Here is a 14165-nt window from a genome sequence, read left to right as displayed (position 1 = left end):
GATGACCGACGGTGGAGCGCCCGGAGCGTCCGGAACACCTGCGGCAGCCGGGACCCCCGGGACGCCGCGGGTGCTGGTGGTCTGGTGCCCGGACTGGCCGGTGATGGCCGTCGAAGGGAGCGCGGCCGGCGGCGGCGACGTCCCGGTGGCGGTGGTCGCCGGCGGGCGGGTCCTGGCCTGCTCGGAGGCGGCGCGGTCGGCCGGTGTGCGGCAGGGGCAGCGGCTCAAGCTGGCCCAGCGGCTCTGCCCCGCGCTGGAGCTGCGGGAGCGGGACCCGGAGGCGGAGACCCGGCGGTTCGAACCCGTGGTCGCGGCGGTCGAGGCGTTCACGCCCCGGGTGGAGGTGCTGCGCCCGGGTCTGTGCGCGATCCCGATGAAGGGCCCGAGCCGGTACTTCGGCGGCGAGGAGGCGCTGACGGCGAAGGTGCAGCGGGCGGTGGCGGCCGCCCTGGCCGGTGCGGCGGACCGGGGCGAGGAGGCCCCGGAGGTCCGGGCCGGGCAGGCCCATCCCGCGGACGCCGAGTACGCCGGGCCCGCCGGGCGGGCGCACCCGCCGGAGCCCGGGGCCGCCGACGCCCCCGGGTGGACGCGCCCGGCGGAGGCCGAGCGTGCGGCGGCGCGGCGCCGCGCCGGGGCGGTGGACGGCCTGTTCGCCGCGGCGCCCGCGGCCCGGGACGGCGCACCGGGCGGGTTCGCCCGGCCGCCCGAGCCGCCCGCCGGGCCGGATTGCGGGCCGGACACCGAGGCGCGCCCCGGGGAGGCGGTCGCGGTGCCGCCGGCCCGGATCGGGGTCGCCGACGGCCTGTTCGCCGCCGTGCTGGCAGCCCGGGCGGGGGTGCTGGTGCCGGCCGGCCGGACGGCGGAGTTCCTCGCCCCCTATCCGGTGGCCGCGCTCGGCGACGAGGGGCTGGCGGAGCTGCTGGACCGGCTCGGCCTGCCCACCGTCGGGGCGTTCGCCGCGCTGCCCGCCGAGGCGGTCGCGGACCGCTTCGGCCCGGCGGGCACGGCCGCCCACCGGCTGGCCCGGGGGCTGCAGCCGCGCCCGCTGGTGCCGCGGACGGAGGGGCCGGACCTCTCCGTCGAGCAGTGCTTCGACCCGCCGGAGGCGCTCGCCGAACCGCTGGTGTTCGTCGCCCGCACCCTGGCCGAGCAGTTGCACCAGCGGCTCGCCGGGGCGGGTCTGACCTGCCAGCGGGTCGCCGTCGAGGTGGCCTGCGCGGACGGGCGGACCGTCTCGCGGCTCTGGCGGCACGAGGGCCGGCTGTCGGCGGCGGCGCTCGCCGAGCGCGTCCGCTGGCAGCTCCAGGCCTGGCAGGGCGCGGGGACGTTCGCCGTGCCGGACGGCGGGCCGTCGCACGACGCGGGGTTCACCGCCCTGCGGCTCGTACCCGATGACCTCTCGCCCGACCAGGGCCGGCAGCTGGCGCTCTGGGGGCAGGCGGTCGCGGACGACCGGGTGGAGCGGGCGGTGGCCCGGGTCCAGGCGGTGCTCGGGCACGCCGGGCTGCGCCGGATCGAACCGGCCGGCGGGCGGGGACCGGGCGAGCAGGTGGTCCGGGTGCCGTGGGGCGAGCCGTACGACCCGGCGGCGCCGGCCGACGCGCCCTGGCCGGGGCGGCTGCGGGACGTCTGGCCGGCCGTGGTGCACCGCGCCCCGGTGCCGGTCGCGGTGCTGGACACGGCCGGGCGGCCGGTGAACGTGGACGGCCGGGCGGGGGTGTCGGCCCGGCCGGCCCGGATCGCGGTGCGCGGTCGGGACCTGGTGGTCGACGGCTGGACCGGACCCTGGCCGGCGGTCGAGTACTGGTGGGACCAGGCGCGCGCCCGCCGCCGGGCACGGTTCCAGGTCACGGTGGCGGACGGGCGGGCGCTGCTGCTCACGGTGGAGAACGGCGAGTGGTTCCTGGAGGCCGGTTACGACTGACGGAGCACGGCGGCGGTGCGGCGGGGACGGAGCGGCGGGGACGGAGCACGGCAGGGAGAGATCGGCGAGGAGAGGCCGGCGGGAAGCGCGGCAGGGAGCGGCCGGCGGGGAGTACGGCAGGGGGGCAGGACACGAGCGAGAGACCGAAGGCGACAACCCCCGATGGGATTCACCAGCCACCCCGCGCTCCCCTGGAGCGAGCTGCACCGACGCCTGGCCGGCGGCCGGCCGGGCCCGGCCGCCGGCCAGGTGGTGCCGATCCGCCGCCGGGCCGGGGACCGCGGCCCCGGGCCGGCCGGGCCGACCGGCGATCCGGCCTGGGCGGAACTGCACGTCCACTCGGCCTTCAGCTTCCTCGACGGTGCCAGCGACCCCGAGGAGCTGGTCGCGGAGGCCGCCCGGCTGGGCGTCGAGGTGCTCGCGCTCACCGACCACGACGGCCTCTACGGCGCGGTCCGCTTCGCCGAGGCGGCCCGCGAGGCGGGCGTCGGCACGGTGTTCGGCGCCGAGTTGACGCTGCGCCGCGACCAGGAGGTGGAGCACCTGCTCGTCCTGGCCCGCGACCCGGCCGGCTACCGCCGGCTCTCCGCGGCGATCGGCGCCGCCCAGCTGGCGGGCGGGGCCAAGGGCCGTCCGGCGTACGACTTCGCCGCGCTCGCCGACGCGCACGACGGCCACTGGGCGGTGCTCACCGGCTGCCGCCTCGGCCGGGTCCCGGCCGCCCTGGCCGTCGGAGCCGCCGCATCCGCTCCCGGCGCCGGAGCCGCCGGAGCCGCCCTGGCCGCCGGAGCCGCCGGGGGCGGGGCCCGCGCGGACACCTCCCGGGGCGTCGACGGGGCCGAGCGCCGGCTGCGCACCCTCACCGAGGCGTTCGGCCGCGAGAACGTCCACGTCGAGCTGATCGACCAGTGGCTGCCCGGCGACGACCTGCGCAACGACGCCCTCGCCGCGCTGGCGGCCCGGCTCGGCCTCCCCGTCGTCGCCTCCACCAACGCGCACCACGCGGGCCCGGCCCAGGGCCGGCTGGCCCAGAGCCTGGCCGCCCTGCACGAGCGCCGGACGCTCCAGGACGCGGCGGGCTGGACGCAGGCGGCCGGCACCGCGCACCTGCGCTCCGGCCGCGAGATGGCGGCCCGGCTGGCCCGCTTCCCGGGGGTGCGGCAGGCCACCGTCGACCTGGCCCGGGCCTGTGCGTTCGACTTCACCCGGCTCGACCCGGAGCTGCCCGGCTTCCCCGTCCCGCCCGGCCACACCGAGATCAGCCACCTGCGCGCGCTGGTCGCCGCCGGCGGCCCGGCCCGCTTCGGGCCCGGGAACGCGGCCGCCCGCCGGCAGCTCGGCAAGGAACTGGACGTCATCGAGGACCTGGAGCTGGCCGGGTACTTCCTGATCGTCCACGACATCGTCGACTTCTGCCGCCGGGAGTCCATCTGGTGCCAGGGCCGGGGTTCGGCGGCCAACTCGGCGGTCTGCTACGCGCTCGGCATCACCGCCGTCGACCCGATCCACTACCGGCTGCTGTTCGAACGCTTTCTCTCCGTCGCCCGGGACGGGCCGCCCGACATCGACCTGGACATCGAGCACCGCCGCCGCGAGGAGGTCATCCAGTACGTCTACCGCCGCTACGGGCGCGAGCACGCCGCCCAGGTCGCCAACGTGATCACCTACCGGCCCCGGCTGGCGCTGCGCGACGCGGCCCGGGTGCTCGGCTACCCGCAGGGGCAGGTGGACGCCTTCAGCCGGCAGAGCGACTTCCGCTCCGCGCCCGGCCCGGACGCCGTCATCCCCGCCGACGTGCTCGCCCTGGCCGGTCAACTGCACGGCCTGCCGCGCCACCTGGGCATCCACTCGGGCGGCATGGTGCTCACCAGGGAGCCGATCGCCGAGATCTGCCCGACCGAGTGGGCCCGGATGCCGGGGCGGTCGGTGCTGCAGTGGGACAAGGACTCCACGGCCGGTGCCGGACTGGTCAAGATCGACCTGCTGGGCCTCGGCATGCTCTCCGCCCTGCACGACACCTGCGACCTGATCGCCGAACACCACGGCGCGCACTACGACCTGGCGACCATCCCGGTCGACGACGCGGGCGTGTACGCGATGCTGCGCCGGGCCGACACGGTCGGTGTCTTCCAGGTCGAGTCGCGCGCCCAGATGGCGACCCTGCCGCGGCTCAAGCCGGACCACTTCTACGACCTGGTGGTCGAGGTGGCGCTGATCCGCCCGGGCCCGATCCAGGGCGGCTCGGTCCATCCGTACCTGCGCCGCCGGGCCGGGGTCGAACCGGCCGGCTGCCCGCACCCGTTGATGGAGAACGCGCTCGGCAAGACCCTCGGGGTGCCGCTGTTCCAGGAGCAGATGATGCAACTGGCCATCGACTGCGCCGGGTTCACCCCCGCCGAGGCGGACCGGCTGCGCCAGGCGATGGGCTCCAAGCGCTCGCACGAGCGGGTCGCCCGGCTGCGCGAGCGGCTGCTGGGCGGCATGGCCGAACGCGGCATCCCGCCGGAGACCGCCGAGGACGTCTACGTCAAGATCGAAGCCTTCTCCAACTACGGCTTCCCGGAGAGCCACGCGATCAGCTTCGCCCACCTGGTGTACGCGAGCGCCTGGCTCAAGTACCACTACCCGGCCGCCTTCACCTGTGCGCTGCTGGCCAACCAGCCGATGGGCTTCTACGCGCCGCTCAGCCTGATCTCGGACGCCCGGCGGCACGGCGTACGGGTGCGCGGGGTGGACGTCAACGCCAGCGGGGCCCGGCCGACCCTGGAGCCGTACCGGGGGCCGACCCCGGAGCCGCCGCTCACCGCCGGCAAACCGCAGGCGGCCATCCGGCTCGGGCTGGACACCGTGCGCGGGGTCGGCACCCCGCAGGCCGAGGCGATCGCGGCCGGGCAGCCGTACGCCGACCTGGAGGACTTCGCGCGGCGCACGGGCCTGCCCGCGCCGGTCCTGGAGGCCCTCGCCGCGGCGGGCGCGTTCGGCTGCTTCGGGCTGGGCCGGCGTCAGGCGCTCTGGGCCGCCGGGGCGTTCGCCGGAGTGTCGACGGCGCTGATCCCCGGCACCACGCCCGGCACCGAGGCCCCGCCGCTGCCCGAGATGACCCCGGTGGAGGAGACCATCGCCGACCTCTGGGCCACCGGGGCCTCCGCCACCAGCCACCCCGTCCAGCACCTGCGCGCGCACCTGGAGCGCGGCGGCGCACTGACCGCCGCCCAGCTGCCGGGGGTGGAACCCGGCTCGGCGGTGGTGGTCGGCGGACTGGTGACGCACCGCCAGCGGCCGCCGACGGCGGGCGGTGTGCTGTTCCTCAGCCTGGAGGACGAGACCGGCCTGATCAACGTGATCTGCAGCCGCCCGGTCTGGGAGTCCCAGCGTCGCACCGCCCTGGACCGGGCCGGCCTGCTGGTGCACGGCCACGTCGAACGGGACCGCGGGGCCACCAACCTGGTCGCCACCCGGCTCACCCCGCTGCGCCTGGGCGCCTGACCCGGGGGCGCCGGTGACGGCTGGCCGGTCAGCCGTCCGACGCCGGCCCGGTGGCGCCGTCCGGAGCCGCCGCGGGCTGCGGGTGCAGGATCTCGCGGGCCTGCTCGGCGGACCGGGCGATGCTCTCGGAGACGAAGTCGAGGAAGCGGGCGATGTTTTCGAGGCGGGCGCCGGCCGGCGTGCCGGCGTCGAGCACGCCGACACCCTGGCGTGCGGTCTCGGCGATCTGGGCGGTGGAGCGGGCGCTGGCGATCATCGACTGGTACCAGATGTCGTTGTCGACGAGGTAGCGCTCCCGGCGGCGCTCGTCGCGCTCCCGGCGGACGAAGCCCTGGGCGTCGAGGAACGTGATCGCCTTGGAGACGGAGGCCGGGCTGACCTGGAGGCGCTGGACGAGTTCGGACGCGGTGAGGCTGCCCGAGTCGGTGAGGCAGAGGCAGGCCATCACCCGGGCCATCATCTGGGGCATGCCCGACTGCAGCATCGCGGTGGTGAACACCTCCTCGTACGCGCGCACCGCGTCGGCGTCGCGGCCGTGCTCCTGCGGGACGGCCGCGGGGTCCCGGGGCGCCGCCTGCCGGCGGCGGGCGCGGTGCCCGGTGGCGCGCTGGGCCAGGTCGGCGCGGTAGCCGGTGGGGCCGCCGTTGCGCATCACCTCGCGCGTGATCGTCGAGGTCGGGCGGTCGAGCCGCCTGGCGATCTCGGCGTAGGGGAGGCCGTCGGCCAGCCCGAGCGCGATCTGCTGGCGTTCCTGCTGGGTGAGCCTGCCTCCGGGCATCGCGGTCTCCTTCGGGGTGGGTGGTGCGCCGAGCATAGCGTTCACTCTCAATCCATTGCAACGAATGGATAGCGGCTCGTTGCATTAGGCGCGAAACCATTGCAATGAAATCACCGCAACTACCTGCGCAGATAGGATTCTGACGCAACGAGTGTGTTGCCAGCATCGTGAATGCAACGTAGCTTTTCCCTCATCGGAAACGACGGGCCGACCGAGTGCCCGCCGCCGCAGAAGGAGAAGAACGATGCAGAAGTTCGCCACCACCACCCCGATCGCCGCCGTCCTCGACATCCCCGCCGGCAGCGTCCGGCTGATCGCCGCCGACCGCAGCGACACCACCGTCGAGGTCCTCCCCGCCAACGCCGCCAAGGGCGCCGACGTGAAGGCCGCCGAGCGGATCACGGTCGAGTACACCGACGGCGTCCTGCGGATCGCCGCCGCCCCGGCCGCCCACCGCCTCCTCGGCCAGTCCGGCGCCGTCGAGATCACCGTCCAGCTCCCCGCCGGCTCCCGGATCCAGGCGAAGACGGCCGCCGCCGACCTGCGGGGCGTCGGACGCCTGGGCGACGTCACCCTCGACGGCGCCCAGGGCTCGGTCAAGCTCGACGAGACCGCGAACGCCCACCTCACCCTCCTCGCGGGCGACATCACCGTCGGCCGGCTGAACGGCTCCGCACAGCTCAGCACCCGCAAGGGCGACCTGCGGATCACCGAGGCCACCGGCGGCACCCTCGACCTGCGCACCGACGCCGGCGCCATCGAGATCGGCGCCGCCCGCGGCATCTCCGCCACCCTCGACGCCGGCACCACCCACGGCCGGATCCACAACACCCTCCAGAACACCACCGGCACCGACGCCGCACTCACCATCCGCGCCACCACCTCCCACGGCGACATCACCGCCCGCAGCCTCTGAACCGCTCACAGCCCCCGCACCGCCCGCAGCCCCGAACCGCCCGCAGCCTCCGAACCGCTCACAGCCCCCGCACCACTGTTCGCAGCCTCTGAAGGAGCACCTCTCATGACCGACCTGGCCATCGCGGCGAACGGGCTGCGCAAGTCCTACGGCGACAAGAGCGTCCTCGCCGGGATCGACCTCGCCGTCCCCGAAGGAACGGTGTTCTCCCTGCTCGGCCCGAACGGGGCCGGCAAGACCACCGTCGTCAAGATCCTCTCCACCCTGATCGGGGCCGACGGCGGCCAGGCCCGGGTGGCGGGCCACGACATCGCGACCGCGCCGCAGGCGGTGCGCGCCGCGATCGGTGTCACCGGGCAGTTCTCCGCCGTCGACGGCCTGATCACCGGCGAGGAGAACATGCTCCTGATGGCCGACCTGCACCACCTGTCCAAGCGCGAGGGGCGGCGGGTCGCCGCCGAACTCCTGGAACGCTTCGACCTGGTGGAGGCGGCGGGGAAGCCCGCCTCCACCTACTCCGGCGGTATGAAGCGCCGGCTGGACATCGCCATGACGCTGGTCGGCGGTCCGCGGGTCATCTTCCTCGACGAGCCGACCACCGGCCTCGACCCGCGCTCGCGCCACACCATGTGGCAGATCATCCGCGAACTCGTCACCGGTGGCGTGACCGTCTTCCTCACCACCCAGTACCTGGAGGAGGCCGACCAACTCGCCGACCGCATCGCGGTCCTGAACGACGGCCGGATCGCCGCCGAAGGCACCGCCGACGAGCTGAAGCGACTCATTCCCGGCGGCCACGTGCGGCTGCGCTTCGCCGATCCGGCGGCCTACCGGTTCGCCGCCCTCGCCCTGCACGACGTCACCCGCGACGACGAGGCCCTGGCCCTGCAGATCCCCAGCGACGGCAGCCAGCGCGACTTGCGCGCCGTCCTCGACCGGCTGGACGCCGCCGGCATCGAGGCCGACGAACTCACCGTCCACACCCCCGACCTCGACGACGTGTTCTTCGCCCTGACCGGCTCCAGCGTGCCCGCCCAGAACAACCAGTCCAAGGAGACCGTCCGATGAGCACCTTCACCCTCGCCGCCCGTGACTCGGCCACCATGCTGCGCCGCAACCTGCTGCACGCCCGGCGCTACCCGTCACTCACCCTGAACCTGCTGCTCACCCCGGTCATGCTGCTGCTGCTCTTCGTCTACATCTTCGGCAACACGATGAGCGCCGGCATCGGCGGCGGCGACCGCTCCGCCTACATCGCCTACCTCGTCCCCGGCATCCTGCTGATGACCATCGGCAGCACCGTCATCGGGGCCGCGGTGTCCGTCTCCACCGACATGTCCGAGGGCATCATCGCCCGCTTCCGCACCATGGCGATCCACCGCGGGTCGGTGCTCGTCGGGCACGTCGTGGGCGGCGTGCTGCAGTCGGTCGCCAGCGTGGTCCTGGTCGGCGCGGTCGCCGTGGCCATCGGCTTCCGCTCCACGGACGCCACCGCCCTGGAGTGGCTGGCCGCCTTCGGGCTGCTCGTCCTCTTCGCCCTGGCGCTCACCTGGATCGCGGTCGGGATGGGCATGGCCAGCCCGAACGCCGAGGCCGCCAGCAACAGCGCGATGCCGCTGATCCTGCTGCCGCTCATCTCCAGCGCCTTCACCCCGGTCGACGCGATGCCGGGCTGGTTCCAGCCGATCGCCCAGTACCAGCCGTTCACGCCGGCCATCGAGACCCTGCGCGGCCTGCTGCTCGGCAGCGGGATCGGCTACAACGGCTGGCTCGCCGTCGCCTGGTGCCTGGCGCTCACCGCGCTCGGCTACTTCTGGTCGACCTCGACGTTCAACCGTGACCCGAAGTAACCGGGACGACGGTGCGGGTCGCCTCCCGCACCTCGCCCCGCCCCAGGGCGGCGTACCGACACCGGGTGTCGGCCTGCGCCGCCCTGCCGGCGTTCCCGCCCGCCGTCGTGCGGAGCGCCTTCCCCGGGCAGTCCGGACGACGGTTCGTGTCATGATCGTCCGCATGAACCCGACGCCGCCGAACGGAATCCGTCGAATCGCGCCGCCGGCCCGGGCGGCGCTGCTGCTCGTGGGGGCGGCCCTGCTGGCGGGGTGCGGCAGCACGCAGGTGTCGGGCGCGGGCGGGGGAGCCCCGGGGCCCGTGGGCGCGACCGGCGGCAGGACCTCCGCGAAGGCCACCGCCCCGAACACTCCCAGCTCGGCGGCCCTCCCCACACCGACGCCGGTGCCGGCGCCGACCTGTTCCCCGGAGGGCGTCTCGCTGGCCGCGGAGGAGGCGAACGCCGCCATGGGCCTACGGGTCATGGCGATCCGCCTGACCAACTGCGGAGCCGCCCCCTACACGCTGAACGGCCGACCCGGGGTCCGCGTCCTCGACGCCGACCGTGCGCCGCTCGAAATCGCCGTGCAGCAGGGTTCGGCCGGCATCGCGACCCTGGAGGGCTTCGACGCGGCGCCGACGGCGGTGACGCTCCGGCCCGGCGAGTACGCGGCGTTCCAACTGGTCTGGCGCAACACCGTCACCTCGGGGACGAAGGGGGCCGACAACGGGCGCTTCCTGGAGATCGCCCCGCTGCCCGGCCGCCCCCCGGTCGTCGTCCCGGCCTACCTCGATCTCGGCACCACCGGCCGGCTGGGCATCTCCGCCTGGGCCGAGGCCACCGCGGCCGCCCGGCCGGGGAACGACCGCCCGGGAGCCCCGCCCGCCCGGTAGCCGAGCCCGGCTCGGCGCGTCGGGGCGCCGGTGGTCGGGGCACCGGTCGCCCGGGTACCGGCGCGGCGCAGTCGTGGGGGCGCCTGCGCCGCGCCGGGGCTGGAGGGGGAGCGGCGGGCTCAGAAGGCGGGGGCGTCATTCAGCTCGACGATCCGCAGATCGCCCAGGCGCACGGTGTACCAGACCTCCTGGCCGCTGCCGCCGCCCCAGTACTCGGTGAAGCGGATCGAGGCGAAGCCGTGCTCCTCCCCGACCTGCTGCACGGACCACTCCGACGGCACGTTCTGGGCGCGGAACACCGGGTCGGCCCCGTGCTCGGAGGCCCAGGCGTCCAGCCGGACGTTCAGGTGCGGGGCGAGGAAGCGCTCGCGGACGGCGCGCGGCGTCTCGCCGCTCTGGTGGAGCACCGCCCTGCTGTACTCCTCCACGAAGGTGACCACCCGGTGGGCGGCGGCCGTCCCGGCCCGGACCTCCGCCCGGGAGGAGCCGGGCACGTCGGCGGGCCGGGCGAAGGCCGCCTGGGCGGAGCCGGCCGGCCCACCGATCGCGAGCAGACCGGCGAAGGCGGCTCCGGCCAGAACGGTACGCAGGGCGTCAGCGCGAATCATGGGGGAATTCCATCATTCGTCGACGAACTCCGTATATCGCCGTAAAGAGTGGTTTGGCCTACCAATGTTGTTATTTGACGATCAATCACCAGGTGCGCTGGTGGGCGGGGGCCCGGTCGTCAGCTCAGCTGCTCGGCCAGCGCGAGGATGATGCCGCTCGGCCCGCGGAGGTAGCAGAGCAGGTAGCTGTCCTCGAAGCGCGTCACTTCGCCGACGAGTTCGGCGCCGTGCGGGCGGAGGCGGGCGAGGGTGTCCGCGAGGTCGTCGACGGCGAACATGACGCGGTGCAGGCCCCGGGTGTTCGCCGGGGTGGTCTCCGGCTCGGGGGTGATCGCCTCCGGGCTGTGGTACTTCGCCAGTTCGAGCCGGCCCGGGGCGCCCGGGATCCGCATCATCGCGATCTCGCTCCGCATGCCGTCGAGCCCGACGACCGCGCCCGCCCAGCGTCCTTCGATCGGCATCCGGCCTTCCAGCTCCATGCCGAGTTCGAGGAAGAAGGCGACGGCGGCGTCGAGGTCGTCGACGACGATGCCGACGTTGTCCATGCGCTGAATGGTCATGCGGCCCAGGGTAGGGGCCGGGTACGACGACGCCGGTTCGGCGGGCCCGTCGCACCCGCCCGTCTCACCCGCCCGCCGGGCGTCCCTTGCCCGGGTTCCCGGCGAAGGCCTGGGCGATCGGCAGCCAGGCCGCGGCCGTCGGGCCGGTGGCGCTCAGGGCGAGGTCGTCCCGGTGGCGGCGCTGGGTCACCAGCAGGCAGAAGTCCAGGGCCGGTCCGCTCACCCGGTCCGCCGCGTCCTCCGGGCCCCAGGCCCACAAGCCGCCGTCGGGCGATGTCAGTTCGACCCGGACCGGGGTCTGCGGCGTCGGCAGCCCGTGCAGGGTGAAGGCGAATCCCATGGTCCGTACGCCCAGGTGGGCGATGTGCCGCAGCCGCGCGGTCGCCTCGCGGACCGCGCCCAGGGTGTCCGCGACGTCCTGCCCGTGCGCCCAGGTCTCCATCAGCCGGGCGGTCGCCATCGACGGGGCCTTCATCGGCGGCCCGAACCACGGGAGCCGGAGGCCGTCCGGGGCCTCGGCCAGCGCCGACCGGAGCCGTTCCCGGCCGGCCCGCCAGCGCGTCAGCAGCGCGTGCGGCTCCTCCGCCGCGCCGCGCGCCGCGCCCTCGTCCACCGGGTCCGCGCCGGCGGCCAGCAGCTCGCCGAAGACCCGGCCGGACTCGGCGACGAAGGCCTCCGGATCGCGGGCGGAGAGCGTGGTCCAGTCGTCCGTCCAGGCCAGGTGGGCGATCTGGTGCGCGATCGTCCACCCCGGCGCGGGGGTGTCCGTCGCCCACTGCTCGGGCGCCAGCGGGGCCACCAGGTCGTCCAGGGCCTCGCTCTCGGCCCGCAGGTCGTCGAGCAGGCCGGTCAGTACAGCTGCGGCCGCCGGGGCCGTACCGTCCGTGGTCATGGGCGTTCTCGTCTCCTCGGTAGTGACTCACCGGTAACCCGAGCCCGCACCCTACGCCGTGCCCGCGGCCGCCACCCGGAACTCCACGGAACCCGCCGGTCGGGACGCCCACCGGCGCACCGGAAGGGGGCGCCGGGTGCCGGTTCGGGAGCCCGGCACCCGGACCGGACCGGTCAGTTGACCTGCCGGTCGCGCTCGACCCAGTAGGGCTCGCGGAGCCGGAACTTCTGCAGCTTCCCGGTGGTGGTGCGCGGCAGGGTGTCCCGGAACTCCACCGAGGTGGGCGACTTGTAGCCGGCCAGCCGCTGCTTGCAGTGCGCGATGAGGTCGGCCTCCAGGACGTCGTACCCGGGCTTGAGCACGACCAGGGCCTTGACCGTCTCGCCCCACTTCTCGTCCGGTACGCCGATCACCGCGACCTCGCCGACCGCCGGGTGGTCGTAGAGGCAGTCCTCCACCTCGATCGAGGAGACGTTCTCCCCGCCGCTGATGATGACGTCCTTCTTCCGGTCCGAGATGGTCAGGTAGCCGTCGGTGAGGGTGCCGCCGTCCCCGGTGTGGAACCAGCCGTCCCGGACCGCCTCCGCCGTCTCCTTCGGCTGCTGCCAGTAGCCGTCCATCACGACGTTGGCGCGGACGAGCACCTCGCCCTGGCCGTCGACCCGCACCTGGTTGCCGAGGGCCGGCGCGCCCGCCTGCACCAGCTTCTCCGCGCGCTCACCGGCGGGCAGTTCGTCCCACTCGGCGCGCGAGCGGTTCACCGTGACCACCGGCGAGGTCTCGGTCAGGCCGTAGATCTGCATGAACTCCCAGCCGAGTTCGGCCTCGACCCGCTGCACCACGGAGGTCGGCGGCGGCGCGCCGGCCACGATCATCCGCACCCTGTCCCGGCCGGGGACGGGGCCGTCCCAGTCGGCGGCCGCGTCCAGCACCATCTGGACCACCGCGGGCGCGCCGCTCAGGAAGGTCACCCCGTGCCGCTCGACCCGGCGCAGGATCTCGGCGCCGTCCACCTTGCGCAGCACGATGTGCCGCGCGCCCAGCCCGGTGAGGGCGAACGGCAGGCCCCAGCCGTTGGCGTGGAACATCGGCAGGGTGTGCAGGTAGACATCCCGGTCACCGGCACCGAAGTGCAGGCCCATCAGCACGGAGTTCAGCCAGATGTTGCGGTGGGTGAGCTGGACGCCCTTGGGGCGGGCGGTGGTTCCGCTGGTGTAGTTGATGGTCGCGGTGTCGTTCTCGCCGATCTCGTAGCGGCGCGGCGCGCGGTCGAAGTCGTACAGCCGGGCGTCGCTGTCCGTGCCGAGCACGAAGGTGTGCCGGGCGCGGACGCCGGCCAGCGGCTCGGCGAGTTCGGGGTCGACCAGCAGCACGGAGGCGCCGCTCTGCTCGACGATGTACGAGACCTCCTCGGCCCGCAGCCGGAAGTTCACCGGTACCAGGACCCGGCCGTGTCCGCTCACGCCGTAGAGCGAGGTCATCAGCCGGGCCGAGTTGTGCGACACGATCGCGACCCGTTCGCCCGGCCCGATGCCCAGCCGGTCCAGGCCGGCCGCCTGCGCCCGGGCCAGCTCGGCGACCCGGCGGTAGGTCAGCTCGCCCCAGGATTCGGCGGGTTGCGCCGGCTCGTCGACGATGCCGACCCGGTCGCCGTAGACCAGCTCGGCCCGGTCGAGGAAGTCCATCACGGTGAGTGGAATCTGCATGCGCCCACTTTCCTCCGCCGACCGCCCGCTGCACACCCCTGATCAAGGGTGTCACCCGGACGGGCCGCGAGTGTCAGCGCCCGCCGCCCGCCACCGTCGGCGGGCGCCCCCCACACCGGCGCGCCGCCACCGTCAGCGGTCGCCCGCCACCACCGGCGCGCCGCCGCCGGCCACCGGCGCCGCCTCGTCGCCGGCCGCCGTCAGCGCGGCGAGCAGCCGGTCCCGGGCCTCGGTCTGGGCGGCGATCCGGCGCTCCAGGACGGCGAGCCGGTTCCGGGCGATCCGCAGCGCGCCAGCCGAGGGTCGCGCGGCCAGCATGTCGCCGTCCAGGCAGGACAGGAAAGGCCGGACGTCCTCCAGGGTGAACCCGGCCGCGAGCAGGCCGCGGATGTTGCGGACCCGGACGGCCGCCGAGTCCTCGTACACCCGGTAGCCGTTGGCCGCGCGCGAGGACGCGATCAGCCCGGCCTGCTCGTAGTGCCGCAGGGCCCGGGCCGTGCTGCCGGTCACCCGGGCCAGTTCGCCGATCCGCACCGCTGCCCCGCCCCTTCCCGGACGGTACCGCCCGGCT

General features: G+C 75.0%; 12 protein-coding genes. 6 read left to right on the top strand and 6 right to left on the bottom strand.

Annotation, left to right across the window (positions count from 1 at the left end):
* Position 1: 1 nt before the first annotated feature.
* Together ACZ4UX_RS04310 and ACZ4UX_RS04305 are read left to right on the top strand one after the other, a co-directional pair.
* Positions 2-1924, top strand: a complete 1923-nt coding sequence (locus ACZ4UX_RS04310) for a DNA polymerase Y family protein (RefSeq protein ID WP_465705472.1) — start codon at positions 2-4, stop codon at positions 1922-1924.
* 162 nt (positions 1925-2086) lie between these two features.
* Positions 2087-5410, top strand: coding sequence for an error-prone DNA polymerase (locus ACZ4UX_RS04305; protein ID WP_465705470.1), 3324 nt, complete (start codon positions 2087-2089; stop codon positions 5408-5410).
* Positions 5411-5438: 28 nt separating this feature from the next.
* Here ACZ4UX_RS04305 and ACZ4UX_RS04300 read toward each other — a convergent pair whose 3' ends face one another.
* A complete protein-coding gene (locus ACZ4UX_RS04300; protein ID WP_329487041.1) occupies positions 5439-6188 on the bottom strand; it encodes a helix-turn-helix domain-containing protein in 750 nt (249 codons plus the stop codon).
* Between the two features lie 244 nt (positions 6189-6432).
* Between ACZ4UX_RS04300 and ACZ4UX_RS04295 the strand changes: the two genes are divergently transcribed.
* The 4 genes from ACZ4UX_RS04295 (at position 6433) to ACZ4UX_RS04280 (ending at position 9828) form a co-directional block, all read left to right on the top strand.
* On the top strand, positions 6433-7104 hold the full coding sequence (locus ACZ4UX_RS04295; protein ID WP_465705468.1) for a DUF4097 family beta strand repeat-containing protein: 672 nt from the start codon (positions 6433-6435) through the stop codon (positions 7102-7104).
* A gap of 105 nt (positions 7105-7209) precedes the next feature.
* Positions 7210-8172 (top strand): ATP-binding cassette domain-containing protein, encoded by a 963-nt coding sequence (locus tag ACZ4UX_RS04290; RefSeq protein WP_465705466.1) that lies wholly within the window; start codon positions 7210-7212, stop codon positions 8170-8172.
* Positions 8169-8954: an ABC transporter permease gene (locus ACZ4UX_RS04285; RefSeq protein ID WP_329487037.1), complete on the top strand. Its 786-nt coding sequence runs from the start codon at positions 8169-8171 to the stop codon at positions 8952-8954. Before ACZ4UX_RS04290 ends, ACZ4UX_RS04285 begins: the two co-directional genes overlap by 4 nt.
* 151 nt (positions 8955-9105) lie before the next feature.
* Positions 9106-9828 (top strand): DUF4232 domain-containing protein, encoded by a 723-nt coding sequence (locus tag ACZ4UX_RS04280; protein ID WP_465705464.1) that lies wholly within the window; start codon positions 9106-9108, stop codon positions 9826-9828.
* 119 nt (positions 9829-9947) lie between these two features.
* On the opposite strand, the gene ACZ4UX_RS04275 is transcribed toward ACZ4UX_RS04280, so the two are convergent.
* The 5 genes from ACZ4UX_RS04275 to ACZ4UX_RS04255 all read right to left on the bottom strand — a co-directional run bounded on the left by ACZ4UX_RS04275 (position 9948) and on the right by ACZ4UX_RS04255 (position 14128).
* Complete coding sequence (locus tag ACZ4UX_RS04275; RefSeq protein ID WP_465705462.1) at positions 9948-10436, bottom strand: hypothetical protein; 489 nt, start codon at positions 10434-10436, stop codon at positions 9948-9950.
* A gap of 119 nt (positions 10437-10555) precedes the next feature.
* On the bottom strand, positions 10556-10996 hold the full coding sequence (locus ACZ4UX_RS04270) for a VOC family protein (protein WP_352297113.1): 441 nt from the start codon (positions 10994-10996) through the stop codon (positions 10556-10558).
* 64 nt (positions 10997-11060) lie between these two features.
* Complete coding sequence (locus ACZ4UX_RS04265) at positions 11061-11888, bottom strand: TIGR03084 family metal-binding protein (RefSeq protein WP_465705460.1); 828 nt, start codon at positions 11886-11888, stop codon at positions 11061-11063.
* Between the two features lie 173 nt (positions 11889-12061).
* Positions 12062-13594, bottom strand: coding sequence for an AMP-binding protein (locus ACZ4UX_RS04260; RefSeq protein ID WP_465705459.1), 1533 nt, complete (start codon positions 13592-13594; stop codon positions 12062-12064).
* Between the two features lie 132 nt (positions 13595-13726).
* Positions 13727-14128, bottom strand: a complete 402-nt coding sequence (locus ACZ4UX_RS04255) for a MerR family transcriptional regulator (RefSeq protein ID WP_352297128.1) — start codon at positions 14126-14128, stop codon at positions 13727-13729.
* Positions 14129-14165: the final 37 nt, after the last annotated feature.

The sequence above is a fragment of the Kitasatospora sp. NPDC028961 genome, from assembly GCF_055564815.1.
The sequence above is the reverse complement of the archived record's forward strand: the minus strand, read 5'-3'. Positions and strand labels throughout refer to the sequence as shown.